We start from the raw sequence: 25,293 nt of genomic DNA on the forward strand, positions 1-25,293 counted from the left end.
TTACATCCGCTGCAAATGCCCATAAAGCTTGGCGTACAAGCCGCCATCGGCAATCAGTTGCTGGTGATCGCCATCCTCGGCCACTTGCCCGCCATCGAATACCAGCACCCGGTCCGCCTGCTTCACCGCTGACAAACGGTGAGCAATGATCAGCGTGGTACGGCCACTCAAGAACCGCGCCATCGCTTGATGCAGGTTGTATTCAGTGGCGGCATCGAGGGCCGAGGTGGCTTCATCGAGGATCACCACTTTCGGTTCGGCGAGGATCATCCGCGCAATTGCCAGCCGTTGGCGCTGGCCGCCAGACAGACGCACGCCGGAACGCCCGACGATGCTGTCCAGGCCTTGCGGCAACGCACGGATGGTGGCGTCGAGCTGGGCGATTTCCAGTGCCTGCCAACAAGCTTCGTCACTGCGGGTGCGGCCCATGGTCAGGTTGGCGCGCACGGTGTCGTTGAACAGCGCGGGATGCTGCAGCACCACGGCAACGTTCTCGCGGATCGTCTCCAGGCCGATTTCCTCTTGGGTCGAACCACCGAAGCGGATGGTCCCGGCCAACGGCGTATACAGGCCCAGCAGCAATTGCACCAAGGTACTTTTGCCGCCGCCACTGGCACCGACGATGGCAACTTTTTCGCCGGGAGCAATGGACAGCTTCAGTTGATCCAGCACCAGTTCATCGCCATAACCGAAGCACAGGCCTTGCACCTCGATGCCCACGGTTTCGCGGCCCTTGAACGGATCGACACCGCCCGGATACTGCGGCTCATCGGCCCGCGCCAGCAATTCGTTGATCCGCGCCAATGCGCCCCCCGCCGCGTAGTAGGCGTATTGCAGATTGAGCAATTGTTCCACCGGGCCGATCATGAACCACAGGTAACTGAACACCGCGAGCATCTGGCCGATCGACAGGTCGGAGAACAGCACGGTGAGCATTGCCGCCGCGCGGAAGATGTCGATGCCGAACTGAAAAAGCAAGCCACTGGCGCGATTGGAGGCGTCGGTTTTCCACTGCGAATTGACCGCGTAGTTACGCACTTCCTGCGCGCGCAAACCGAGCCTGCCGAGGAAATAACCCTGACGGTTGCCCGCGCGCACTTCCTGAATCGAATCGAGCGTTTCGCTCAATGCCTGAGTGAAGCGCGCCGTGCTGTCGTTCTCCAGCCTCTTCAGGTGTTTGACGCGTTTGCCCAACTGCACCGTGGCGTAGATCACCAGCGGATTGAACAACAGGATCAGCAGCGCCAGTTTCCAGTGCATCCACATCAGGATGCTCGCGGTGCCGACCAGTGTCAGCATCGCCACCAGAAACCGGCTGAGGGTTTCACCGACGAATTTGTCGAGGGTGTCCAGATCCGTGACCAGATGCGTGGTGACCGTGCCGCTGCCCAGACTTTCGTATTCAGCGAGGGAAATCCGTTTCAGGCGCTCGATCAGGCGCACCCGAATGCGATAGACGATGTCCTTGGCCAGCCGCGCAAACAGCCGCGACTGCAACACTCCAAAACACAATGAACTGCAACGCAGGGTCAACGTCACCACCAGCATCAGGCCTATATAACCCGCTGCTTGCTGCCACATCGTCGGCAACACATGGTTCATGATTTTCAGCGCCGCATCGCCATGGCCGAGCAGGACTTCGTCCACCAGCAATGGCAGCAACAACGGAATCGGCACACTGCAAAGCGTCGCCAGCACGGCCACGCCGTTGGCGATCCACAGGGATTTTTTGTGATGCAGTGCCAGACGCCGGACTTCTGCCCAGCTCAGCCGGTCGACGCGCTTGACGGCTGGCGTGTCATCGGCCGGGTCAGACACAGGCCGCGCGCTCCAGCCATCGGCCGAGCAATGGCGACAGTTCGCTGAGCGGCTGATAGCCGTTGGTCAAGAGCGCAAGTTGGCCATTGCGTTCGGCGAGCAAGGTCGGGAAACCGGCGATGCCGAGGTCCTGCACCCAGCTGAAATCGGCCTGAGTGGCTTTGTGTTGATCAGCATGATCGAACAACGCGGCAAATTCGATGCGCGGTACACCCGCCTGTTCTGCCAGCTCGACCAACACGCTGGCCTGGGTGACATCGCGACCTTCAGCGTAAAACGCCTGCTGGATCAGCCCGACCAGTTTCCACGCGCAATCCGGCGCCAGGCTGCGTGCGGTGACGATCGCGCGGCAGGCAGGCTCGGTGTCATAGACGAAACCGTCAGGCAACGCCCCCTCAAACTTGAACGCTTGGCCTGTGGCCTCGGTGACCGCTTGCCAGTGTTCGAGAATGTAACGTCGAGTGGTCGGCTCCAGCGAAGCGCCGCTGCCGGTGCGCAAGCCGCCGACCACCAGATGCAGCTCGACCCCGGCTGCTTGCGCCTGCTCAACCAGTGCCTTGGCCACCGGAGCAAACCCCCAGCACCAGGAACACATCGGATCCATCACATAGAGCAGGCGCGCAGACATGGTTAAGCCTCGGAGGATGCTTGCTTGTAGTTGTAGCCGATCGGATGCGGCTGATTGCGCGCCTTGGCCAGTTCGATCTGCTTCTGCCGATCGATGGCGCTGCGGCGGGTTTTCTCGCTCAGCGTGTCCCAGCAGTGCGGGCAACTGACGCCAGCCACGTAATGCTCGGAGGTGCGATCTTCAACGCTGACCGGTGTGCGGCAGGCATGACATTGATCGTAGTCGCCTTCGCTGAGGTCGTGACGCACAGTCACACGGTTGTCGAACACAAAGCAGTCACCCTGCCACTTGGTTTCTTCCTGCGGCACCTCTTCGAGGTATTTCAGAATGCCGCCCTTGAGGTGGTAAACCTCTTCGAAACCCTCGCCCAGCATGTAGCTCGAGGCCTTCTCGCAGCGGATGCCGCCGGTGCAAAACATCGCGACCTTCTTGTGCACGGCCGGGTCGAAGTGTTCTTTGATGTAGTCGGGAAATTCGCGAAAACTGGTGGTTTTCGGATCGATAGCGCCTTCGAAGGTGCCGATCGACACTTCGTAATCGTTGCGCGTGTCGATCAACAGCACTTCAGGGTCGCTGATCAACGCGTTCCAGTCTTGCGGATCAACGTAGGTGCCGACCTTTTTGTTCGGGTCGACGCCTTCGACACCGAGGGTGACGATCTCTTTCTTGAGTTTGACTTTGGTGCGGTAAAACGGCTGCTCGTCGCAGTACGACTCTTTGTGATCGATGTCGATCATGCGCGGATCGTTCTTGAGCCAGGCGAGCAGGCCATCGATGCCTTCGCGCGTGCCGGAAACCGTGCCGTTGATGCCTTCTTCGGCGATCAGCAGGGTGCCTTTGATGCCGTTGTCGACCATCGCTTGCAGCAGCGGCTCGCGCAGGTTGACGTAATCTTCGAGGGTGACGAACTTATACAGTGCCGCCACGACAATCGGTTGTGTCATGGGTATTTCTCCAGGTGGCTACCCTCGCAAAGGGTGAACCGGATACGAAAAAAAACGCGCCGGGTAAGCGGCGCGTTGCGGATTCTAGCAAAAAACATCACCCTCTGCGGCAGCCACCTGTAGGAGCTGCCGCAGGCTGCGATCTTTTGATCTTAATGTTTGCTACCGCCAGCACAGGTCGGCGACGCCGGAGCGGCGCCGATCTCTGCCCATTCCTGCGGGGTGTAGGTGTGCAGCGCCAACGCATGGAACTCGCCCATCAGGTCGCCGAGCGTGCCGTAGACTTTCTGGTGGCGCTTGACCCGGTTCAGGCCGTCGAACTGCGCGCTGACCACCACAGCCTTGTAGTGGGTCTGTAACCCGCGACTGTGCATGTGGCTTTCATCCAGCACTTGCAGGTGTTCGGGCTGAAGCAGCGCCAGCGTCGATTCAATGCGTTGTTGCATGGTCATCACGAACTCCGCTTACGGCTTTTTCTTGGCCGGAGCAGCGCCTTTCGGGGCCAGCTCGTTGGTCATGTCTTCCAGCAGCTTGTTGACTACCGGTACCGCGCTTTCCAGTTTGGCCTGGGTCATCTGAGCCGATTGCTGAGTCAGCTGCGGCATTTTTTCCAGGACTTTCTTGCCCAGTGGCGACTTGTAGAAAGCGACCAGGTCTTTGAGCTCCGATTCGCTGAAGTTGCTGGTGTAGAGCTTGACCATGTCGGGCTTGAGCTTGTTCCAGCCGATGGCCTGATCCAGGGCGGCGTTGGCCTTGGCCTGGTAGGTTTCCAGCGTGGCTTTCTTGGATTCCGGGGCTTTGGTCTGCTCAAAACGCTGAGCAAACATTTGCTGCACTTGCATGTACACCGGAGTGCCCAGTTTGTCAGCGTGCGCCAGGGTCAGGAAAGCTTCGGCACTGGCATTGTGGCTGGCGGTATCGGCAAGCACCTGGCCGCTGGCGCAAACCAGTGCAACCGCGGTACAGATGGCACGAAGACGAGTCATCGAGTTTCCTTTTCTAGCTAACGAGGTAAAACCCCAAGGGCGACCATTCTGCGCCTAACAAACGCTATGGCTCAACCCCCGAGCCTTGCCGCGCTTGATTGGCGGGGTTTGACCGGTCAACAATCGGATTGATGGAACCACCTGGGCCAGACCTGGCCTAACCAGCGCAAACAGACCAACAGGAGTGTGCACGATGAGCCGTATCGAAACCGACAGCCTGGGCCAGATCGAAGTCCCGGACGACGCCTACTGGGGTGCTCAGACGCAACGCTCGCTGATCAACTTCGCCATTGGCCAGGAACGCATGCCGCTGCCGGTACTGCACGCCCTGGCCCTGATCAAGAAAGCCGCCGCCCGGGTCAACGACCGCAATGGCGACCTGCCCGCCGACATCGCCCGCCTGATCGAACAAGCTGCCGACGAAGTGCTCGACGGCCAGCACGATGACCAGTTCCCACTGGTGGTCTGGCAGACCGGCAGCGGCACCCAGAGCAACATGAACGTCAACGAAGTGATCGCCGGTCGCGCCAACGAACTGGCCGGCAGCCCGCGCGGCGGCAAAACGCCGGTGCACCCGAACGATCATGTCAACCGCTCGCAGAGCTCCAACGACTGCTTCCCCACCGCCATGAGCATCGCCACGGTCAAAGCCGTGCAGGAACAACTGCTGCCGGCGATTGCCGAGCTGTCCGGCGGCCTGGCCGAACTCGCCGCGCGGCACATGAAACTGGTGAAAACCGGGCGCACGCACATGATGGACGCCACCCCGATCACCTTCGGTCAGGAGCTGTCCGGCTTCATCGCGCAGCTGGATTACGCCGAGCGAGCGATCCGTGCTGCACTGCCGGCGGTGTGTGAACTGGCGCAGGGCGGCACTGCGGTCGGTACCGGACTGAATTCACCGCATGGCTTCGGTGAGGCGATTGCGGCGGAACTGGCGGCGTTGTCCGGCCTGCCGTTTGTCACCGCGCCAAACAAGTTCGCCGCGCTGGCCGGGCATGAGCCGCTGACCAGTCTGTCCGGCGCCCTGAAGACCCTCGCCGTGGCATTGATGAAAATCGCCAACGACCTGCGTCTGCTGGGTTCTGGCCCGCGTGCGGGTTTTGCCGAAGTAAGGCTGCCAGCCAACGAACCAGGCAGCTCGATCATGCCCGGCAAGGTCAACCCGACCCAGTGCGAAGCGCTGTCGATGCTCGCCTGCCAGGTGCTGGGCAACGACGTGGCAATCGGCATTGCCGCGAGCCAGGGTCACTTGCAGTTGAACGTCTATAAACCGGTGATCATCCACAACCTGCTGCAATCGATCCGCCTGCTCGGCGATGGCTGCAGCAACTTCCAGCAGCATTGCATTGCCGGTCTTGAGCCAGACGCCGAAGTCATGGCCAAACATCTGGAACGCGGGCTGATGCTGGTGACCGCGCTGAACCCGCACATCGGTTACGACAAATCGGCGGAAATCGCCAAGAAGGCTTACAGCGAAGGCCTGACCTTGCGAGAAGCGGCGCTGCAGCTGGGGTATCTGACCGATGAACAGTTTGATGCGTGGGTGCGGCCGGAGAACATGATCGAGGCTGGCGCCAAGGGCTGAGGTTTGTAGCGACTGAAAGTCAGTCTTCGCGAGCAAGCCCGCTCCCACATTCGAATGCATTCCTCTCATGGGATTGCGGTCAAATGTGGGAGCGGGCTTGCTCGCGAAGAACGATGACGCGGTTAACCTGCTGCCATACGCATGCGCCGCGCCTTCAACCCGGCAATCAACGACGGCCCCAACGCCACCAGCGCCGACCCCAGCACCACCAGCACCGCCCCGCCATAACCCAGGCCATTGATCTGCTCGGCATGCACATACTCCGGCCAGACTCCGGCGGCAATCGCCACCGCGCCAAACGTCACCAGCGGCGTAATCGCCAGCGTCGCACTGACCCGCGATGCCTCCCAGTGCGCCAGCGCCTCGGCGAACGCACCGTAAGCGATCAGGGTGTTCATGCAGCACGCCAACAGCAGCCAGCCCTGCAGCGGACTCAACTGCAACGCTTCAAGCGGATGCACCCACGGCGTCAGCAACAACGCGCAGAACAGATAAATCACCATCATCACCTGCAACGAATTCCACACCGTCAGCAATTGCTTCTGCCCAAGCGCGTAAAACGTCCAGACCGTCGATGCCAACAACACCAGCAGCACGCCGGCGGTGTAATCCGAGAGCGAGGTCAGCAACTCCGCCAGCCGCTGATTGAAGAACAACACAAAACCGATCAACAGCACCGCCAGCCCCATGCCCTGGCCGATGCTGAAACGCTCCTTGAATACGAACAGGCTGGCGATCAGCAACATGATCGGCCCCATCTGCACCACCAGTTGCGCGGTGCCGGGGCTCAACAGGTTGAGCCCCATCAGATACAGCACGTAGTTCCCCACCAGCCCGAGCACCGCCATCAGCACCAGCCAGCCACCCTTGGGGCCGAGCACTTTGCGGCTCGGCAGGCGTTTGGTCGACGCCAGATAAATGAACAGGCAACCGCCGGACACCAGCAGGCGAAACCAGGTCACCGTGACCGGGTCCATCACCAGCAACACCTGTTTGAGTTTGATCGGCAGGATGCCCCACAGAAACGCCGTCAGCAGCGCCAGGAACAAGCCGTACACCCAGCGACCCGATGAAATATGCATGCGAACCCCGAAGCCTGCTGACAAGAGCGATCATTCTAGGCGCAGTGCAGGACGCGACACAGGGACAGTTCGGGACACGCCGTGAATGAAACTGTGCAGGTCGCAGCATTAAATTGACGATGCGCCGTTGATCGGCTGGGCAGGCATCCCAAGTGCTTCAGGCATAAGCTCATTGGATCCGTTTCAGCGCATCACAAAAAGGAGACCGACCATGTTAGGCATGCGCCGCCAGGATCCCGCCCCCGCCACGCACTTTCGCAGCGACCGGGTGTGCCGGGTCAATGGCGAACTGTTTTTCAGCACTCGGGAAAATACCCTTGAAGGGCCGTTTGACAGTCATGAGAAAGCCGAGCAGGAGATAAAGGCTTATATCGCGCGGATGCAGGTTATGGATTCCAACAGATAAACCGCGGTGCTTCCTTCGCGAGCAGGCTCGCTCCCACAGTTGAAATGCATTCCAAATGTGGGAGCGAGCCTGCTCGCGAAAGCGCTAGAACGAACAACAAACTCTTTGGAGCCTAGCGTACCGCCTCAAACAACCCCGTCGCCCCCATCCCGCCGCCCACGCACATGGTGACGATGCCGTAACGCAGATTGCGCCGCTGCAACTCCCTCACCAGATGCCCGACCTGCCGCGATCCGGTCATGCCGAACGGGTGGCCAATGGAAATCGACCCGCCATTGACGTTGTATTTGTCATTATCGATCTCTAGCCGATCCCGGGCGTACAGGCACTGCGAAGCGAACGCCTCGTTGAGTTCCCACAAATCAATATCCGCCACTTGCAGGCCCTTGGCCTTGAGCAGTTTCGGCACCGAGAACACCGGGCCGATGCCCATTTCGTCCGGCGCGCAACCGGCGACGGTGAAACCACGGAAAAACGCTTTCGGCTTGAGCCCCAGTTGCAGGGCTTTTTCCAGGCTCATGACCAGCGTCATCGACGCACCGTCGGACAGTTGCGACGAGTTGCCCGCCGTTACCGAACCGTCGTCGGCAAACACCGGTTTCAATCCGGCGAGGCTTTCGTAAGTGGTGTCAGGACGGTTGCAGTCGTCGCGCTCGACGATGCCGTCGAGGATCTGCACTTCGCCGCTGTTTTTGTCCTCGACCCGGTACTTCACCGCCATCGGCACGATTTCGTCATCAAACAACCCGGCGGCCTGCGCCTGGGCGGTGCGCAACTGACTTTGCAGGGAATAACGATCCTGCGCTTCACGGCTGACGCCATAACGTCGCGCGACCACTTCAGCGGTCTGGCCCATCGTGTAATAGATACCCGGGGTCTGCTGCTTGAGCAGCGGGTTGATCAGGTGATCGGTGTTGACGCTTTTCAGGGTCAGACTGATCGACTCGACGCCGCCGGCGACGATGATGTCGCTGCACCCCGAGGCGATCTGGTTAGCGGCAATCGCAATGGCCTGCAAGCCCGAGGAACAGAAGCGGTTGAGGGTCATCCCTGCAACGCCAGTGCCCAGTGGCGAAAGCACTGCGACGTTACGGCCAATGTTGTAGCCCTGCGCGCCCTCGTTGGAGCCGGCACCGACGATGCAATCCTCGACGCTGGCCGGGTCGATGTCATTGCGCGACAGCAGCGCATTGACGCAATGCGCCGCCATGTCGTCGGGGCGGGTCTGGTTGAACTTGCCGCGAAAGGATTTGGCCAGGCCGGTCCGGACGCTGTCGACGATCACCACTTCACGCATGGCATACCTCGTTGTTGTTGTCGGTTGAGAGTGGTTCGAGCATAAGCCCACCAAATGACCGACCGCGACAATCATTCACCCCGCGTATGCGTGCCCATCGGCTCAGTCCTTGTGCTTTTTGGCCTTCTTGTCCGACTTCTCGAACGCCTCTTCCAGCGCGCGGTTGATGGTGCGCAACACCTTGACCCGGGCCCAGCGTTTGTCGTTGGCTTCGACCAGCGTCCACGGCGAGATTTCGGTGCTGGTGCGATCGACCATGTCGCCCACCGCCGTCCGATAGGCATCCCACTTGTCGCGGTTGCGCCAGTCGTCTTCGGTGATCTTGAAGCGCTTGAAGGGGATCTCTTCGCGCGCCTGGAAACGCTCGATCTGCGTGTCCTTGTCGATGGCCAGCCAGAACTTGACCACGATCACCCCGGCGTCGGCGATCTGCTCTTCAAAGTCATTGATTTCGCTGTACGCGCGCAGCCAGTCGGCCGGGCTGCAAAAGCCTTCGATACGTTCCACCAGCACGCGGCCATACCAGGAGCGGTCAAACACGGTGAACTTGCCCCGCGCCGGCAGGTGCCGCCAGAAACGCCACAAGTACGGCTGCGCCCGCTCCTCCTCGGTCGGCGCGGCGATCGGCACGATGCTGTACTGGCGCGGATCGAGGGCTGCCGCTACCCGGCGAATCGCCCCGCCCTTGCCTGCCGCATCGTTCCCTTCGAACACTGCAACCAGCGCGTGGCGACGCATGCGCTTGTCGCGCATCAGCCCGGACAGCCGCGCCTGCTCGGTGATCAGTTGTTCTTCGTAATCTTTCTTTTCCAGGCGCTGGGTCAGGTCGAGGCTGTCGAGCAGGTTGAGTTGATCGACCGCCGTGCCCAGTGGCGCAGCGTTGACCTCTTCGGTGTGCACATCCGGACGCTTCAGGGCGTTTTGCAGGCCCTCAAGCAGAATCTTGCCGACCGCCAGGCTGCGGTAATTGGCGTCCATGCCTTCAATGACATGCCACGGCGCGTAGTCACGACTGGTACGGCGCAGCACGCGCTCACCGTATTTGACGAACTTGTCGTAGGTTTGCGATTGCTGCCAGTCCAGCGGGCTGATGCGCCAACTGTGCAGCGGGTCATCCGCGAGAGACTTGAGCCGGGCCTTCATCTGTTTCTTGGACAGGTGGAACCAGAACTTGAAGATCAGTGCGCCTTCATCGCAGAGCATCTTTTCCAGACGCTCGGCAGCATTGATCGCCTGATCTAGGCGCGGATCCTTGAACAATCCATGCACCCGCCCTTGCAGCATCTGGCTGTACCAGTTACCGAAGAACACCCCCATCCGTCCCTTCGCCGGGAGCATCCGCCAGTAACGCCAGGCCGGTGGCCGCGCCAGCTCTTCATCGGTCTGCTGGTCGAAGGTGCGCACTTCGATCAGGCGCGGATCCATCCACTCATTGAGCAACTTGACCGTCTCGCCCTTGCCCGCACCTTCGATGCCGTTGATCAATACGATCACCGGAAAGCGCTTTTGCTGCTGCAAGTCGAACTGCGCTTCGAGCAGTGCTTCACGCAGCGCAGGAACGGCGGCCTCGTAGGTGTCTTTGTCGATGGCGTGACCGATTTCAGCGGATTCAAACATTGGACGGCTCCTTCCAGAATTCAGCAAGACTAGCGGATTGGGCACAGGCGCGGCGCAGAAATTCCCGCGGGCGGTGGATTGTCCTTGAGACATCGCGAGCAAGCCTTGCCATGGATCAAGCAGCACCTGCGCGATCAGCTAGAATGGCCGCCTTGTCGTTGCCGAGCCTGCCATGAAACCTGTATTGCCCCACGCCCAACTCGACTGGGATGACCAGGGACGCCCGCGTTCGCGAGTGTTCGATGACGTGTATTTTTCCGATCAGTCGGGGCTGGATGAAACCCGCTATGTGTTCCTTGAACAAAACCGTCTGGCCGAGCGCTTCGCGGCGTTGCCGGCGGGTGGGCGGTTGGTCATCGGTGAGACCGGGTTCGGCACCGGGCTGAATTTTCTCTGCGCCTGGCAACTGTTCGAACAACACGCGGTGGCAGGTGCGCGCCTGCATTTTGTCAGTGTCGAAAAGTACCCGTTAAGCCCGGCCGACCTGCAACGCGCGTTGGCGTTGTGGCCAGAACTCAAACCGCTGGCCGATCAGTTGCTCAAGCACTACGTGGCGATTCATCAGGGCTTTCAGCGCATCACCCTGGCCAATGGTCGTGTGACGTTGACGCTGCTGATCGGCGATGCCCTGGAGCAACTGCCGCAGCTTGATGCGCAGATCGATGCGTGGTTTCTCGACGGCTTTGCCCCGGCGAAAAACCCCGACATGTGGACCGCCGAACTGTTCGTCGAACTGGCCCGACTGGCGGCGCCCGGCTCGACCATCAGCACCTTCACCAGCACCGGTTGGGTGCGGCGCCTGCTCAACGCCGCCGGGTTCAAGATGAAGCGCACGCCAGGCATCGGCCACAAATGGGAAATCCTGCGTGGCGAGTTCCTTGGCTGGCCCCAGGAAGTGCCGCCACCCGCCGCCGAGAAACCCTGGTTCGCGCGCCCAGCGCCGCTGAGCGGTGAACGTCGGGCCTTGGTGATCGGCGCCGGTCTGGCCGGTTGTGCCACCGCGGCGAGCCTCGCGGCGCGCGGCTGGCAAGTGAGTTTGCTCGAACGCCACGATGCCGTGGCGCAAGAGGCCTCGGGCAACCCGCAGGGCGTGTTGTACCTGAAACTGTCTGCTCACGGTACGGCGTTGTCGCAACTGATCGTCAGCGGCTTTGGTTACACCCGCCGCCTGCTCGAGAGCCTGCAGCGCGGTACCGACTGGGACGATTGCGGCGTGCTGCAACTGGCGTTCAACAGCAAAGAAGCCGAGCGTCACGCGCAGTTGGCCGAGGCATTCCCGCACGACCTGTTGCAGTGGCTCGATCAACCCCAAGCGCAGGCCCGTGCCGGCGTGGGCCTGGCCCATGGTGGCCTGTACTATCCCGAGGGCGGCTGGGTGCACCCGCCGGCGCTGTGCCAGGCACACGCCGCGCAGCCGAATATCGAGCTGCTCAGCCATCATGACGTGCTGGAGCTGCGCAAGGTCGATGGCCAATGGCAGGCTTTCGACGGCGACCGTTTGCTCGCCAGCGCCGCCGTCGTGGTGCTGGCCGGTGCTGCGGAGATCAAGCGCTTTGCGCAAAGCGCCGAGCTGCCACTCAAGCGCATTCGCGGGCAGATCACCCGCCTCGCCCAGACCGCGCAAAGTCAGGCATTGGCCACGGTGGTCTGCGCCGAGGGGTATGTCGCACCCGCACGGCTGGGCGAGCACACGCTGGGCGCCAGCTTCGATTTCAACAGCGACGACCTGACCCCGACCAGCGCCGAACACCAAGGCAATCTGGCAATGCTCGAAGAGATCTCCAGCGATCTGGTCGCGCGTCTGAACATCAGCGAACAGGCTGTCGAAGACCTTCAGGGCCGTGCGGCTTTTCGCTGCACCAGCCCGGACTATCTGCCGATCGTCGGCCCGCTGGCCGACCGCGAAGCCTTCACTCAGGCGTATGCCGCACTGGCCAAGGATGCCCGACAGGTGCCGGACATCGCTTGCCCATGGCTCGACGGTATGTACGTCAACAGCGGCCATGGCTCACGGGGGCTGATCACTGCGCCGCTGTCCGGCGAGCTGCTCGCCGCCTGGCTGGACAACGAACCGCTGCCGTTACCGCGCAGTGTGGCTGAGGCGTGTCACCCCAATCGTTTTGCCTTGCGGCGGTTGATCAGGGGCAAGTAAATCCGCTCGCCGACACCGGTGACATATCAGTTTGGAATCGCGCAGATCCCGACATCCCCCACACGCAATGCTTCGGTGGTCAGGCTTCTGAACACCTCGTTCTCAGCCTGCTCTTTGTGCATCATTAATCCATCCATTTGCTTGCGGTATTCGGCACTTGTCAGCGTATCGGCCTTGTCGAACAGCGCTTGTATTTTGGGTGCATGGATTTCATCAATGGCGGAAAACTTCGAGGGATCGTTGCGTTTCAGGTGATCGCACCAGAAGGGCTGACGCACGATGAAATCTTTCCACTTGGCGGACATTTCAGCAGCGTCTACCTGGCTTTTGGCCGATTCCAGATCCGTCGCCTTCACGCCGCTCAGTGCCGCGAAGCGCATGTGTCGCGGTTGGCCCGGCAACTCATAATGTTCTGCCAGCCCGGTGCGGTAAGCCAGACTGACCTCCAGCGGATCGACACTCGCATTTTGCTTCACATGCTCCTGAGCGATCTGTTCCAGTTTTTCGAGCCTGAACAAACCGCGGCCCAATTTGAGCAATGCAGCCGTCGATGCCCTGCCGTCGCGGGTCACTTTATCGACCTCGACGGCGACTTCCAGATGGCTGAAGTTCAACGCTGCCGAATCGGTACAGTTGATCGGATTGGCGGCCAGGTCCAGCACCTGTTCTCGCAACGTGGCATTGGACTCAGCCGCTTCCAGCACGTCCCAGACGCGACGGGTCATGTCCTCGTTGACCCTGGCACTGTCAGCGGTACTGCCCAACTCGGCCAGCAAATGGAACAACCCTTCGGCGGCCGGCTCATCCTTGAACGCCGTCCAGATCGGTTCGCGACGGGCCCACTGGGTGCCGGCGATCTCCTTGAACCAGAGCGAGCGTGCCTGTTGTTCATCCAGGCGCGCCAGATCGTCTTCCAGGTAGCCCATACCGATACCCGTGCGGTCACGGTATGCCGTCAATAAATCACTGCTGGCCTGTGACAGCTCGTTATGGCGCAGGTTGATCGTCTCGCTGAACTGTCTGGGCGTGTCGAACAACCAGGCCGGCAATTGCTTGATGGCATTGTTGCGCAGATCCACGCGGTCAAGATTGGGCAAGCGCGAAAGCCCTTTGGGCAGCTCCGTGGCATGAGTATTACGCAGAGACAGGTAGCGCAGATCAAACATCTTGCCGACATCGGGCGTGGCTCCCAGGCGATTTCCGCTGAGATTCAAGCTGTACAGCGTGCGCAGGCCGGCCAGCTGCGCAAGTGATTGTTCGGTGAGTTTGATGCTGTTGTCGGCCAGGCTCAGCCATTTGAGTTCGGGCATAAGCGACAAGGCCTGGGGCAGCGCTGTGAGTTGATTGGCGTCCAGTTGCAGCGTCTCGACTTGTTTGAAAAATTTTAAAAACCCGCCAATGTCATCGCCCAACTGCATGTTCTTCAGCGACAGCTCTCGGACATGTTCGAAGCTGACCTCGGCGGGCAGCGACGGCAGACTGCCGACGCGCATGCCGTCAAGCTTGAGGCCGCAAACAGGTCTGCCCTGAGCATCAGGCAACAGAATTCGGCGGCGGAAACAGTCCTCAATCCGAAAAGCTGTCTCCTGCCGGCTTTTGAACTGTTCGCGGACTTGCGCCGCATCCGCTGTTTCGTCCTTTTGTTCGCTCCAGGTGCCCAATGTTTCGCGCAAGCTCTGCAGATCGAGGCGCAACTGTTTGACCCGCTTGGCACGTGTCACGGGGTCGTCACCAAGGTTGTCGAGAAACGCCTCGGCTTGCGCTTCGGTAAATAAAGGAAACAATTTGCGCACCTTGCGCAGCAAGGTCCGGCCATGGCGAGAAGAAAATAAGGGTGGGTCAGCCTGAACACAGTTCGGCTCTGCGATCACCGGCTCGAACTCACCACCGGCCACCATCCGCGCACCTTGCTCACGCTCGCCCAACGCCGTCTCCAGTAATCGCTTGCGCAATCTCGCACCGTCACTTGGCGTCGGGTCGGGAAAACCGGCAGCAGTGCGTTTGCTGGGCGGGAGCGCCTTGAGAATCGCCTCGTACAAGCTGTCCGGCCCCGCTGGCGCCAATCCCGACGAGAGCCCGTTACCGTCGAATGCTTCGTAACCGCTTGGGGATTTCACTAGTTTGCAGGTATTGAGTGGCGTTGCCGATGTTGCGCCGATCGCCTCCAACAGCGTTCCGTTGAGCGTGCCTTCATGCAGCTCCAATCGCACATCGGAGCTCCAGCCAGCCAGGCGGGGCAGCATCTGGATCGCCAGTTTCTCGGTATCGCCATTGGCGATATCCGGCAGATAAAAACCGGCCAGCGCTCGATCCAGGCGAATGTTGTGGCTGGCCGGGCGAACCGATTGCGCAAGTGCCATCGATACCCGCCCGGTGTCTCGCAGCAACGTCCGCTGAACGCTCGACGCCCGGTCAATCAATGCCTGCGCATAGCGTACGGGGAGATCGGGATACAGCTTGCGCAGTTTCAGGACTTCGTCGACGTCGCTTTGGTCGTAGGTTTGATAGAGCTGCTCGAACAACGGCCGCTGATCGGTTTTGACGGCGGCGCCGAGTTTTTTTGCCAACTGTATGCTCTGCTCGCCCCGGGCGACGTTTGCGCCTAGCAAAGCCGCCACTTCCTTCTGCGACAGCCCTTTGACGACAGTCTTGAGCAACTCGCCGCTGCTTAACTGATCTTCAGTGACGACGACACTGAGCGCATCGTCCTGCGCCTGCACTTCAGGGTAGGTTGCAATGACCTGCTCGTTGTCGTCGATGACCTTGATGTAGCGGTCAGTCGGCCATTGCTTGAGCTTGGGCAAGGTATACAGCTGCTCTTGGGTATAGCGGGTGCTTCGAGCATTTCCCGCCTGCATGTCGGCGATAAAATCGCGCACCCGGCGTTCAAGACTGAAACGCTCGATGGTGTCGCGTAACCGCGGCGGCAGCGACAAATTTTCCTCGAACGTACGATGCAGTTCGTCATAGGGGGTTTGCGTGAGCCGGCGCATCATATCCAGACGAAGGTCCTCAACGCTGGCCAGCGTTGGATCAATACGTTTGAGCGTGTAGCCGGGACCGGCCCATTGGCTGGCCTCTTCGGCCGGATGGCGCCAGCCTCCTTCAATCCCTTCCTGCAGCTCAGGCGCGAAGGCCGTCTTGCGCGTCGGATGTTCAAGGCGCCAGGTCTTCGATTCGGCGGAGTGCTGACCGGCGTACAGCAAATCGCCGATTCGTCCAAAGGTCTTGCCCCGTAAGTGAAAGAGGCCTTTGGCGTCAATGAGCGCAGTTGCAGTCTGCGGCATTGATTGCGCATAGGCGGCCAGTTGCGGGCGCCACAAGCGTGCCTTGCCGGCGGGATCGAGAATCGCCGCAAACCCGGCAAAAAACTCCGGGTGCGCGCGCACGGTTTTTTTCACCAGCGACCCGATGATTTTCTGCCCGCCCGCCGTGGCGCCCATCAGCACAATGTTCTCGGCCACGCTGAGCAAGTGCGCCAAAGCCTCCTGTCGATCACCCTGTCCCCAGTCCTCGACGCCTTCAAAAACTTCGCCCAGCAGTTGCCCCACAGCGACGCCCATCATCAACTGGCCGAGTACCGGGATAAAAAACCCAGCCAGAGAAGCGACAGTCACACTGACTTCGAGGTAATTGAGCAGTCGCTTTTTGCGTGCCTCCTCATCCACGTCCGTAGTCGGTACGACGAGCTTGCGCGCATCGATCTGCAGCTTGCCGAGATGGCTTTGCACCATGAAATCAACCAGCGAAACGGTGATCGGCAGCGCTTTGATGATGCCCAGATCGCGCTTGCCGGCGTACGCCTTGAAGAAGTCGACCTTGTTGTCTTCGTCGAGGCTGTTGGCGAAATAATCCTTGTAGCGTCTCACACTCAGTTTCAGCGTCAGGTATTCCTTGAACGAGGCGAAGCTGGGGTAATCGTAAACCGGTCGATCAGGCTCGCCAGGCATGTAAACCAGGCACCACTCGTTGGGGTGGGTTTCGATCGAGCGCAGCGAAAACACCACCACGCCCCAGATGCAACTGTCTCGAATTTCGATACCCTGCATGATCAACGGCTGATTGCGGTAATGCAGGGTTTGCGCGCTGACCACACCATTCGCGTCGATCAGCCGCTGCAAAGTCTCGCCACCCGCTGGCGTGATATGTTTTTTCGCCAGAGCGAGGCTCACATCCAATTGCAGTTGCAGCTTCTTCAGGGTGCCAATGTCTTTGCTCACACGACTACCGACAACGGCGTTGCCGTCCTTGTCGCGCAGCCCGAAAACCTGTTCGAAGTGTGCCTGGTAGCGCTTGCCCAGATCCAGCGTGCGACACACTTTGGCGAAAGCCTGCGGTGTCAGCCCGTCGATGCCTTGCGGCGCGCTGTCGACGCTGACGACGCTGCCAGCCGGAAAGCCGTCCGCCGTCTCTTCATCGGCGGTGAAATTTTGCATCGCCGCTTCCAGCAGTGACTGTGTCGCCGGGGGAATGCTGACTTGGGCCGGTTTGGCTTGGGCAGAAGGCGCACCCGGCGCTGGCGAAACCGAAGCCGTCTCAACGGTCGGGACCTTGGCGGCCGCGGTCTGAACGGCGGCACTGCCCGCCTGCGTCGTGGCGTTGACCGCCTGGGTGGTCGCGATCAGGTTTTGTACTCCCGCCGTTTCCGGGGCCGGTGCACAATCACAATCGGCACCGGGCAGTTCCAGATGGTCATGCTCGACGTCGAACTCCACGTTCTGCCACTTCTCGCTCAGCGCAGTATTCAGAGCGTTGATGCAGAAAGCTTTCATCGGTTGCAAGCGCTTCAGTTCGACGTCTACTTTCTCTCTGATTGCGTCGAGATCACGAGCCGTCTTGTCGACGGCTCCCAGCGTGGCCGGTGACGTTTTCAGCAGCCATGGCGGCAGGCTTTTTTGCAAGGCCTCGGCGGTGTCGAGATCGCCGGTGGCCTGCAAAAAAGCAGCCAGCATCTGTGTCTGCGTCAATGGCGCGGAGGGTACTTTTTTCTCTTCAGTCGGCATCGGCAATATTCCTTTATTGCTGGTTCGAGCCTTTACCCTATCGATACTGCGCTTTGATTAAAAATACGAATAACTGCACGGTTTTCCGCTGTTCAGAGCAGAAAATGCAATGTTTGCCCTATCTATATACCGCACGGATAAGCGTTGAATCTGCTAATGGTCCGCCGGTCAGACAAGCCCGCTTATAACTTATCGTTCTAAAACTCCACTTACCGCAGCAGGTCAGTTTCTGAGTACCCGCCCTTTGCGAGGTACGGCTTGACCCCTCTCCCCAACGGAAAAACCGGTAAGGACTTTATGTGCGGATTAGCTGGCGAGTTACGTTTTGATCAACAACCTGCAGACCTTGCAGCGGTAGAACGCATCACCCATCACCTGGCACCTCGCGGGCCTGACGCGTGGGGTTTCCATGCCCAAGGGCCGATTGCTCTGGGCCATCGCCGTTTGAAAATCATGGACCTGTCGGACGGCTCGGCGCAGCCGATGATCGACAGCCAGTTGGGCCTGTCACTGGCCTTCAACGGCGCGATCTACAATTTTCCGGAACTGCGTGCCGAACTCGAAACGCTGGGCTACGCCTTCTATTCCGGTGGCGACACCGAAGTGCTGCTCAAGGGCTATCACGCCTGGGGCGAAGCACTGCTGCCAAAACTCAACGGCATGTTCGCCTTCGCCATCTGGGAGCGCGACGCCAAGCGTCTGTTCATCGCCCGTGACCGTCTCGGCGTGAAGCCGTTGTACCTGTCGCGCACCGGCCAGCGCTTGCGCTTTGCTTCGGCCCTGCCGGCATTGCTCAAGGGCGGCGACATCAACCCGATCCTCGACCCGGTGGCGCTCAATCACTATCTGAATTTCCACGCGGTAGTGCCTGCACCGCGCACGCTGCTGGCCGGCATCGAAAAACTGCCGCCAGCGACCTGGATGCGCGTTGACGCCGATGGCACCACCGAGCAGAAAACCTGGTGGACCTTGCCGTACGGCCCCCACGATGACGAAAAAAATCTGACCCTCGAAGACTGGGTCGACCGCGTCCTCGACAGCACTCGCGAAGCCGTGGCGATCCGTCAACGCGCGGCCGTGGATGTCGGTGTATTGCTGTCCGGCGGCGTCGATTCGAGCATGTTGGTCGGCCTGTTGCGTGAAGTCGGTGTGGAAGACCTGTCGACCTTTTCTATCGGTTTCCAGGATGCCGGTGGCGAGCGCGGCGACGAGTTCCAGTACTCCGACCTGATCGCCAAGCACTACGGCACCCAACATCACCAACTGCGCATCGACGAGAAAGAGATCATCGAACAATTGCCCGCCGCGTTCCGTGCGATGAGCGAGCCGATGGTCAGCCACGACTGCATCGCGTTCTATCTGCTGTCGCGCGAAGTGGCCAAGCACTGCAAAGTGGTGCAGAGCGGCCAGGGCGCTGACGAACTGTTCGCCGGTTATCACTGGTACCCGCAAGTGGACGGCGCGGCCGATCCTTACGCGGCGTATCGCGAGGCATTTTTCGACCGCAGCTACGACGACTACGCCGCCACTGTGCAACCGAAATGGCTGACCGCCAATGACGCCGCCGGTGACTTCGTGAAGGAACATTTCTCCCAACCCGGCGCTGATGAGGCGGTGGACAAGGCCCTGCGTCTGGACAGCACGGTGATGCTGGTGGACGACCCGGTCAAACGCGTCGACAACATGACCATGGCCTGGGGGCTGGAGGCGCGCACACCGTTTCTCGACTATCGACTGGTCGAACTGTCGGCGCGGGTTCCCGGCAAATTCAAGCTGCCTGATGGCGGCAAGCAAGTGCTGAAAGAAGCCGCACGACGGGTCATTCCGAGTGAAGTGATCGACCGCAAGAAGGGCTACTTCCCGGTGCCTGGCCTCAAGCATTTGCAGGGTGACACGCTGAACTGGGTGCGCGAACTGCTGCTTGATCCGAGCCAGGATCGCGGCCTGTTCAACCCGGCCATGCTCGACAAACTGCTGACTGACCCGCAAGGCCAACTGACGCCGTTGCGCGGTTCGAAGCTGTGGCAACTGGCGGCCCTGAACCTGTGGCTCAGTGAACAAGGAATCTGATTGATGAAACCCCACGCCACGGCCATTAACCAACGCCTGATACGCGGCCAGACTCCGTCGTATGAACGTTTGCAGGCGCGTCTGGCCGAAGACGGCAGCGAACTCGCCACCGCCCCGATTGCCGTGCATTGCGGCTGGGGCCGGTTGCTGATCGGGCATACTTTTCCCGACCCGGCGACACTGGCCCGGGAGCTGCTCAACGAGCAGCCCGGCGAGCGTGATATCGCCCTGTACGTCGCCGCGCCGCAGCAGATTCTCGGCCTCGAACCGACGCAACTGTTTCTCGACCCGTCCGACACCCTGCGGCTGTGGTTCAGCGACTATCGCCCGTCCACCCGAGTATTTCGCGGCTTTCGTATTCGGCGTGCGCAAAGTGACGCGGACTGGCAGGCAATCAATCACCTGTACCAGGCGCGCGGCATGTTGCCGATCGATCCGACGCTGCTCACCCCGCGTCATCAGGGCGGCCCGGTTTACTGGCTGGCCGAGGATGAAGACAGCGGCGCGGTGATCGGCAGCGTCATGGGCCTGAATCACCACAAGGCGTTCAACGACCCGGAAAACGGCAGCAGCCTCTGGTGCCTGGCGGTTGATCCGCAGTGCTCGCGCCCCGGTGTCGGCGAAGTGCTGGTGCGGCACCTGATCGAGCACTTCATGAGTCGCGGCCTGAGCTATCTGGATCTATCGGTGTTGCACGACAACCGCCAGGCGAAAAACCTCTACGCCAAACTCGGTTTCCGCAACCTCTCGACCTTCGCGATCAAGCGCAAGAACGGCATCAATCAGACGCTGTTCCTCGGCCCAGGGCCGGAAGCCGACTTCAATCCCTATGCGCGGATCATCGTCGAAGAGGCCCATCGTCGCGGTATCGACGTGCAAGTGGATGACGCCGAAGCCGGACTGTTCACCCTCAGTCATGGCGGGCGCCGAGTGCGTTGCCGCGAATCGCTGAGCGACCTGACCAGTGCGATCAGCATGAGCTTGTGTCAGGACAAAAGCCTGACTCACAAAGTGCTGAAAGCCGCAGGGCTCAAGCTGCCCGCGCAGCAATTGGCCGGCAACGCCGACGACAATCTGGCCTTTCTCGACGAGCATCAGCGGGTGGTGGTCAAACCACTCGACGGAGAACAGGGCCAAGGCGTCGCGGTGGATTTGCAGAGCATCGAAGAGGTGCAGCAGGCCATCGAATCGGCCAGGCAATTTGATAGCCGAGTGCTGTTGGAGAGTTTCCACGAAGGTCTCGACCTGCGGATTCTGGTGATTGGTTTTGAAGTGGTGGCGGCAGCGATTCGTCGTCCGGCGGAAGTGATCGGCGATGGTCAGCATTCGATTGGTGCGCTGATCGAAGCCCAGAGCCGACGCCGGCAAGCGGCCACGGGTGGCGAAAGCAAAATCCCGCTGGATCACGAAACCCAGCGCACTTTGCATGCGGCCGGTTACGACTACAGCAGCGTCTTGCCCGCGGGCGAGCATCTGTTTGTGCGGCGCACGGCGAATCTGCACACCGGCGGCACGCTGGAGGATGTCACGGCGATTCTGCATCCGACCCTGGTGGATGCGGCGGTGCGGGCGGCGCGCGCACTGGATATTCCGATGGTCGGCCTTGATTTGATGGTGCCGGCGGCGGATCAACCGGAGTACGTGTTTATCGAAGCCAACGAACGCGCAGGCCTGGCCAACCATGAACCGCAACCGACGGCTGAGCGGTTTGTCGATTTGTTGTTTCCGCACAGTCAGCCGGTTGTCTGAACATTTCCTGATCGTTCCCACGCTCGGCGTGGGAACGCTTCACCGGACGCTCTGCGTCCTCTCTTGGGACGCAGAGCGTCCCGGGCTGCATTCCCACGCCGAGCGTGGGAACGATCAGTGCTCAACCCATCAGGAGTTTCCATGACCACGCAAATCCCCGAACCGGATCTCAACTACCTGCAAAAAGTCCTTCTGGAAATGCTCGCCATTCCTAGCCCAACCGGGTTCACCGACACCATCGTGCGCTACGTCGCCGAGCGTCTGGAAGAACTCGGCATCCCTTTTGAAATGACCCGGCGCGGCACCATTCGCGCCACGCTCAAGGGTAAAAAGAACAGTCCCGATCGCGCGGTCTCGGCGCATCTCGACACCATTGGTGCCGCCGTTCGGGCGATCAAAGACAACGGGCGTCTGACGCTCGCCCCGGTCGGCTGCTGGTCGAGCCGTTTTGCCGAAGGCAGTCGCGTCAGCCTGTTCACCGACAACGGCGTGATTCGCGGCAGTGTGTTGCCGCTGATGGCTTCCGGGCATGCGTTCAACACTGCCGTGGATGAGATGCCGATCAGTTGGGATCACGTCGAACTGCGCCTGGATGCCTACTGCGCGACCAAGGCCGATTGCGACTCGCTGGGCATCAGCGTCGGCGATGTGGTGGCGTTCGATCCGCTGCCGGAGTTCACCGAAAGCGGCCATATCAGCGCCCGTCACCTGGATGACAAGGCCGGCGTCGCTGCGCTGCTGGCATCGCTTAAAGCCATCGTCGACAGCGGCCAGGAGTTGATGATCGACTGCCATCCGCTGTTCACCATCACCGAGGAAACCGGTAGCGGCGCGGCGGCAGCATTGCCGTGGGACGTCAGCGAGTTCGTCGGCATCGACATCGCACCGGTCGCGCCCGGACAGCATTCCAGCGAACACGCGGTGAGCGTGGCGATGCAGGATTCCGGCGGGCCGTACGACTATCACCTGTCGCGGCACTTGCTGCGTCTGGCCGTGGAAAACGAACTGCCGGTGCGCCGCGACCTGTTCCGCTACTACTTCAGCGATGCACATTCGGCGGTGACCGCCGGCCACGACATTCGAACCGCCCTGCTCGCCTTTGGCTGCGATGCAACCCATGGTTATGAGCGCACGCACATCGACAGTCTGGCAGCGCTGAGTCGCTTGCTCGGGGCGTACATCCTGAGCCCTCCGGTGTTCGCCAGCGATGCGGCGCCGGCCAATGCTTCGCTGGATCGCTTCAGTCATCAGATCGAACATGACACGCAGATGGAGAGCGAAACGCGAGTGCCGCCAGTGGACAGTCTGGTGGGGCAGCGCTCGGACAATTAAATCTCTGTTGCCAGAACCATCGCCTTCGCGAGCAGGTCGAATCGTCGCACCGTCGCTCCCACAGGGAAACGCATTCCAAATGTGGGAGCGAGCCTGCTCGCGAAGGGGCCAGATCAAGCAGCACAAAACTGGCAGTCGATCGCCAATCGCCGTAGCATCCCGCCATTGATTTAGCCGAGGTGCCCATGCTTATTCCCTACGACGCGCTTGAAGTCGACACCCTCACCCGCCTGATCGAAGATTTCGTCACCCGCGATGGCACTGACAACGGCGATGACACGCCGCTGGAAACCCGCGTGCTGCGCGTACGCCAGGCGCTGACCAAGGGCCAGGCGCTGATTGTCTTCGACCCGGAAAGCGAGCAGTGCCAGTTGATGCTCAAGCACGATGTGCCCAAGCATCTGTTCGATTGAAATCCTCAGCGCACTTTTTGCGTGGCCTGCTTGCGCTGGATTCGCTCATAGACCTCCGCGCGGTGCACGTTGACCTTCTGCGGTGCGTCGACGCCAAAGCGCACGCTGGAGCCGTTCACTGACAGAACGCGTAAGGTGATGTCATCACCGATTGATATCAACTCACCAACGACACGGCTGAGCACAAGCATGAGATTCGTCCTTCAAGGTTAACGAACCCTGAAGATGCGCGGCTTGCGGCGGCTCTACAATGCGTCGCGGGCAAATCAGTAATGCCCTACAACGTCGTAGCGCAGTGCCCTTCAGATGTTTCCTGCAAATCGCTATACAGGCTTCGCCTCAAGCGGCAGAAAAGCGTGGACCAAACAAAATCACGCTGGCACCGATCACGCACAGCGCCACGCCGATCCAGTCCGAACCCAACGGCCGAACACGCTCGACCACAGCCAGCCAGCCGATCGACGCCACGATGTAGATCCCGCCATAAGCGGCATAGGCACGACCGGCATAGGCCGCTTCAACACGCGTCAACAACAGCGCGAACAAGGTCAGGCTGAGCAGCGCGGGGATCACCCACAGGGCACTTTTGCCTTGGCGCAGCCACATGAAGAAGGCAAAACAACCGGCGATTTCAAACAGTGCCGCGAGAAAGAACCACAGATAATTGAGCATTGACGCGTCTCGACAGGGTGACCATTGCGGCCACCCTAACCACGCCGCACTTGTGGGGCAAGTTCAGCCGTTGCTCTGTTTGGCCTTGGCGCGCATTTTCTCGGCCATGGAGGTCATTTCGTTGTAGAGCAGTTGCGGATTCTTCTGTTTGATCGCCCAGGCCATTCTCCCCTGCTCGTGGGGCAGGATCATGAATTCGCCGGCAGCCACTTGCTGATAGATGTAATCGGCGATGTCCGCAGCGGTGATTGGCGAACTCTCCAGCAACTTGCCAACCTGCGCCTTCATCGCCGGGGTCGGACCACGGAAAGAATCGAGCAGATTGGTCTGGAAGAACGACGGACACACCACATGCACGCCGACTTCCTGCTGTGCCAGTTCGATCAACAGGCTTTCTGACAAGGCCACTACGCCCGCTTTGGCAACGTTGTAGTTGCTCATCGCCGGGCCTTGCATCAACGCGGCCATGGAGGCGATGTTGATGATCTTGCCCTTGCTTTGCTCAAGCAGCGGCAAAAACGCCTTGCAGCCCTTGACCACGCCCATCAGGTTGATCGCGATCTGCCAGTCCCAGTCTTCCAGCGACAGTTCGCTGAAGAACCCGCCAGACGCCACGCCAGCATTATTGACGATGATGTCGATGCCACCGAGTTTCTCTTCACAGGCCTGGGCGAACGCGGTGAGCTGGCTGTAATCACGCACATCGCAGCGTTGAACAAAGCCGTCGCCGCCGACCTCACGGACCATTTTCAGGGTTTCCTGCAGGCCGGGTTCGCTGACATCGGACAAGGCCAGTTGCCAGCCTTCACGCGCCCAGCGCAGCGCGATTTCGCGACCCAGGCCCGAGCCTGCACCAGTGATCATCATGCGATTTTGCATAGCGGACAGCCTTGTTGTTCTTGGGAAGATGCGCCGAGTGTAGCGAAGGATCAGCCGCCAGCCTCGCTCCATCAGATTGCTGAATGGTGGGGGCAAACCGTGGCGCGTTTGATCCGTTGAGAGGGACTAAGTTCTGAACTTGCAGCAGTGGAAAAGGAAATAAGAGCGCGATCCAAATACATTAAAAAAACATTGAATTTTCTGTCACGCGCACCAGTCGGAATTTATAAGCCGTCTGGAAATACTTAGTCTCCAGTCGCCCTTGAACACCAAGACTTCTCGAACACTTTCAACAAGGAAATAGACATGGGCACAATTCTTATCATTATCCTGATCCTGTTGCTGATCGGTGGTCTGCCAGTCTTCCCGCACTCCAGAAGTTGGGGTTACGGTCCATCGGGCATTATCGGCGTGGTGTTGGTCGTGCTGCTGGTGCTGTTGTTACTCGGTCGGATATAACGACTCAAACGTAAAAAAAAGAGGCCCTTTTCAGGGTAATGCCAGTCAGTTAAGCTGACTGGCATTTTTGTTTTTGATCGGATACTTCGGCGATTTGAGCCTGATTGCCCGAGGATAAATGCGCTCCTCGCGTCGATGTGGCAGGACATAATGCGGGGCTGAGGCATGCAACTCTGCGAGATATTTGGGGATGTTCCC

20 protein-coding genes are annotated in these 25,293 nt (G+C 60.2%); 8 read left to right on the forward strand and 12 right to left on the reverse strand.

Going from position 1 to position 25,293, the window contains the following annotated elements:
* The 5 genes from CKW18_RS13405 to CKW18_RS13425 form a co-directional block, all read right to left on the reverse strand.
* Nucleotides 1-1,818, reverse strand: coding sequence for an ABC transporter ATP-binding protein (locus CKW18_RS13405; protein WP_095189238.1), 1,818 nt, complete (start codon nt 1,816-1,818; stop codon nt 1-3).
* Nucleotides 1,811-2,413, reverse strand: coding sequence for a DsbA family protein (locus tag CKW18_RS13410; protein WP_170947248.1), 603 nt, complete (start codon nt 2,411-2,413; stop codon nt 1,811-1,813). The genes CKW18_RS13405 and CKW18_RS13410 overlap by 8 nt, the downstream gene beginning before the upstream one ends.
* 35 nt (nt 2,414-2,448) lie before the next feature.
* Nucleotides 2,449-3,390, reverse strand: a complete 942-nt coding sequence (locus CKW18_RS13415; protein ID WP_095189240.1) for a rhodanese-related sulfurtransferase — start codon at nt 3,388-3,390, stop codon at nt 2,449-2,451.
* Nucleotides 3,391-3,542: 152 nt separating this feature from the next.
* Nucleotides 3,543-3,842 (reverse strand): BolA family transcriptional regulator, encoded by a 300-nt coding sequence (locus CKW18_RS13420; protein WP_095189241.1) that lies wholly within the window; start codon nt 3,840-3,842, stop codon nt 3,543-3,545.
* Nucleotides 3,843-3,854: 12 nt separating this feature from the next.
* Complete coding sequence (locus tag CKW18_RS13425; protein WP_095189242.1) at nt 3,855-4,376, reverse strand: DUF2059 domain-containing protein; 522 nt, start codon at nt 4,374-4,376, stop codon at nt 3,855-3,857.
* Nucleotides 4,377-4,569: 193 nt separating this feature from the next.
* Here CKW18_RS13425 and CKW18_RS13430 point away from each other — a divergent pair, with 193 nt between their 5' ends.
* Nucleotides 4,570-5,964, forward strand: a complete 1,395-nt coding sequence (locus CKW18_RS13430) for a class II fumarate hydratase (protein ID WP_095189243.1) — start codon at nt 4,570-4,572, stop codon at nt 5,962-5,964.
* Nucleotides 5,965-6,086: 122 nt separating this feature from the next.
* On the opposite strand, the gene CKW18_RS13435 is transcribed toward CKW18_RS13430, so the two are convergent.
* A complete protein-coding gene (locus CKW18_RS13435; protein ID WP_095189244.1) occupies nt 6,087-7,046 on the reverse strand; it encodes a DMT family transporter in 960 nt (319 codons plus the stop codon).
* Between the two features lie 211 nt (nt 7,047-7,257).
* Here CKW18_RS13435 and CKW18_RS13440 point away from each other — a divergent pair, with 211 nt between their 5' ends.
* Nucleotides 7,258-7,452, forward strand: coding sequence for a DUF6316 family protein (locus CKW18_RS13440; protein ID WP_095189245.1), 195 nt, complete (start codon nt 7,258-7,260; stop codon nt 7,450-7,452).
* Between the two features lie 112 nt (nt 7,453-7,564).
* Here CKW18_RS13440 and CKW18_RS13445 read toward each other — a convergent pair whose 3' ends face one another.
* Complete coding sequence (locus CKW18_RS13445; RefSeq protein WP_095189246.1) at nt 7,565-8,749, reverse strand: thiolase family protein; 1,185 nt, start codon at nt 8,747-8,749, stop codon at nt 7,565-7,567.
* A gap of 102 nt (nt 8,750-8,851) precedes the next feature.
* Nucleotides 8,852-10,366, reverse strand: a complete 1,515-nt coding sequence (pap, locus tag CKW18_RS13450) for a polyphosphate:AMP phosphotransferase (protein ID WP_095189247.1) — start codon at nt 10,364-10,366, stop codon at nt 8,852-8,854.
* A gap of 172 nt (nt 10,367-10,538) precedes the next feature.
* On the opposite strand from pap, the gene mnmC reads away from it, so the two are divergent.
* Entirely contained in the window at nt 10,539-12,518 is a 1,980-nt protein-coding gene (gene mnmC / locus CKW18_RS13455; RefSeq protein WP_095189248.1) for a bifunctional tRNA (5-methylaminomethyl-2-thiouridine)(34)-methyltransferase MnmD/FAD-dependent 5-carboxymethylaminomethyl-2-thiouridine(34) oxidoreductase MnmC, read from the forward strand.
* Nucleotides 12,519-12,544: 26 nt separating this feature from the next.
* On the opposite strand, the gene CKW18_RS13460 is transcribed toward mnmC, so the two are convergent.
* Nucleotides 12,545-17,521 (reverse strand): NEL-type E3 ubiquitin ligase domain-containing protein, encoded by a 4,977-nt coding sequence (locus CKW18_RS13460; protein WP_095189249.1) that lies wholly within the window; start codon nt 17,519-17,521, stop codon nt 12,545-12,547.
* Nucleotides 17,522-17,818: 297 nt separating this feature from the next.
* Between CKW18_RS13460 and CKW18_RS13465 the strand changes: the two genes are divergently transcribed.
* From CKW18_RS13465 to CKW18_RS13485, 4 genes are all read left to right on the forward strand, one after another.
* On the forward strand, nt 17,819-19,591 hold the full coding sequence (locus CKW18_RS13465) for an N-acetylglutaminylglutamine amidotransferase (RefSeq protein ID WP_095189250.1): 1,773 nt from the start codon (nt 17,819-17,821) through the stop codon (nt 19,589-19,591).
* A gap of 3 nt (nt 19,592-19,594) precedes the next feature.
* Complete coding sequence (gene ngg / locus CKW18_RS13470) at nt 19,595-21,340, forward strand: N-acetylglutaminylglutamine synthetase (protein ID WP_095189251.1); 1,746 nt, start codon at nt 19,595-19,597, stop codon at nt 21,338-21,340.
* Nucleotides 21,341-21,481: 141 nt separating this feature from the next.
* Nucleotides 21,482-22,672, forward strand: coding sequence for an osmoprotectant NAGGN system M42 family peptidase (locus CKW18_RS13480; RefSeq protein ID WP_095189252.1), 1,191 nt, complete (start codon nt 21,482-21,484; stop codon nt 22,670-22,672).
* 185 nt (nt 22,673-22,857) lie between these two features.
* Complete coding sequence (locus CKW18_RS13485; protein WP_003192759.1) at nt 22,858-23,085, forward strand: YheU family protein; 228 nt, start codon at nt 22,858-22,860, stop codon at nt 23,083-23,085.
* Between the two features lie 5 nt (nt 23,086-23,090).
* Here the strand turns inward: CKW18_RS13485 and csrA are convergent, their stop codons facing one another.
* The 3 genes from csrA to CKW18_RS13500 form a co-directional block, all read right to left on the reverse strand.
* Nucleotides 23,091-23,276, reverse strand: a complete 186-nt coding sequence (gene csrA / locus CKW18_RS13490; protein WP_095189253.1) for a carbon storage regulator CsrA — start codon at nt 23,274-23,276, stop codon at nt 23,091-23,093.
* A 148-nt stretch (nt 23,277-23,424) separates the two neighbouring features.
* The gene (locus CKW18_RS13495) at nt 23,425-23,757 is read right to left on the reverse strand and encodes a YnfA family protein (protein WP_003226957.1); all 333 of its coding nucleotides are present in this window, start codon (nt 23,755-23,757) and stop codon (nt 23,425-23,427) included.
* Between the two features lie 63 nt (nt 23,758-23,820).
* Entirely contained in the window at nt 23,821-24,636 is an 816-nt protein-coding gene (locus CKW18_RS13500; protein WP_095189254.1) for an SDR family oxidoreductase, read from the reverse strand.
* Nucleotides 24,637-24,936: 300 nt separating this feature from the next.
* On the opposite strand from CKW18_RS13500, the gene CKW18_RS13505 reads away from it, so the two are divergent.
* Nucleotides 24,937-25,095: a DUF3309 family protein gene (locus tag CKW18_RS13505; protein ID WP_169432680.1), complete on the forward strand. Its 159-nt coding sequence runs from the start codon at nt 24,937-24,939 to the stop codon at nt 25,093-25,095.
* Nucleotides 25,096-25,293 lie beyond the last annotated feature (198 nt).

The organism is Pseudomonas sp. Irchel 3E19 (assembly GCF_900187585.1).
Lineage (GTDB): Bacteria > Pseudomonadota > Gammaproteobacteria > Pseudomonadales > Pseudomonadaceae > Aquipseudomonas > Aquipseudomonas baetica.

Coding starts and splice junctions, on each gene's coding strand:
- CKW18_RS13420 (WP_095189241.1), bottom strand. CDS start 3,842: ATGACCATGCAACAACGCATTGAATCGACGCTGGCGCTGCTTCAGCCC.
- pap (WP_095189247.1), bottom strand. CDS start 10,366: ATGTTTGAATCCGCTGAAATCGGTCACGCCATCGACAAAGACACCTAC.
- CKW18_RS13495 (WP_003226957.1), bottom strand. CDS start 23,757: ATGCTCAATTATCTGTGGTTCTTTCTCGCGGCACTGTTTGAAATCGCC.
- csrA (WP_095189253.1), bottom strand. CDS start 23,276: ATGCTTGTGCTCAGCCGTGTCGTTGGTGAGTTGATATCAATCGGTGAT.
- mnmC (WP_095189248.1), top strand. CDS start 10,539: ATGAAACCTGTATTGCCCCACGCCCAACTCGACTGGGATGACCAGGGA.
- CKW18_RS13480 (WP_095189252.1), top strand. CDS start 21,482: ATGACCACGCAAATCCCCGAACCGGATCTCAACTACCTGCAAAAAGTC.
- CKW18_RS13445 (WP_095189246.1), bottom strand. CDS start 8,749: ATGCGTGAAGTGGTGATCGTCGACAGCGTCCGGACCGGCCTGGCCAAA.
- CKW18_RS13485 (WP_003192759.1), top strand. CDS start 22,858: ATGCTTATTCCCTACGACGCGCTTGAAGTCGACACCCTCACCCGCCTG.
- CKW18_RS13465 (WP_095189250.1), top strand. CDS start 17,819: ATGTGCGGATTAGCTGGCGAGTTACGTTTTGATCAACAACCTGCAGAC.
- CKW18_RS13425 (WP_095189242.1), bottom strand. CDS start 4,376: ATGACTCGTCTTCGTGCCATCTGTACCGCGGTTGCACTGGTTTGCGCC.
- ngg (WP_095189251.1), top strand. CDS start 19,595: ATGAAACCCCACGCCACGGCCATTAACCAACGCCTGATACGCGGCCAG.
- CKW18_RS13500 (WP_095189254.1), bottom strand. CDS start 24,636: ATGCAAAATCGCATGATGATCACTGGTGCAGGCTCGGGCCTGGGTCGC.
- CKW18_RS13460 (WP_095189249.1), bottom strand. CDS start 17,521: ATGCCGACTGAAGAGAAAAAAGTACCCTCCGCGCCATTGACGCAGACA.
- CKW18_RS13430 (WP_095189243.1), top strand. CDS start 4,570: ATGAGCCGTATCGAAACCGACAGCCTGGGCCAGATCGAAGTCCCGGAC.
- CKW18_RS13440 (WP_095189245.1), top strand. CDS start 7,258: ATGTTAGGCATGCGCCGCCAGGATCCCGCCCCCGCCACGCACTTTCGC.
- CKW18_RS13435 (WP_095189244.1), bottom strand. CDS start 7,046: ATGCATATTTCATCGGGTCGCTGGGTGTACGGCTTGTTCCTGGCGCTG.
- CKW18_RS13410 (WP_170947248.1), bottom strand. CDS start 2,413: ATGTGTTCCTGGTGCTGGGGGTTTGCTCCGGTGGCCAAGGCACTGGTT.
- CKW18_RS13415 (WP_095189240.1), bottom strand. CDS start 3,390: ATGACACAACCGATTGTCGTGGCGGCACTGTATAAGTTCGTCACCCTC.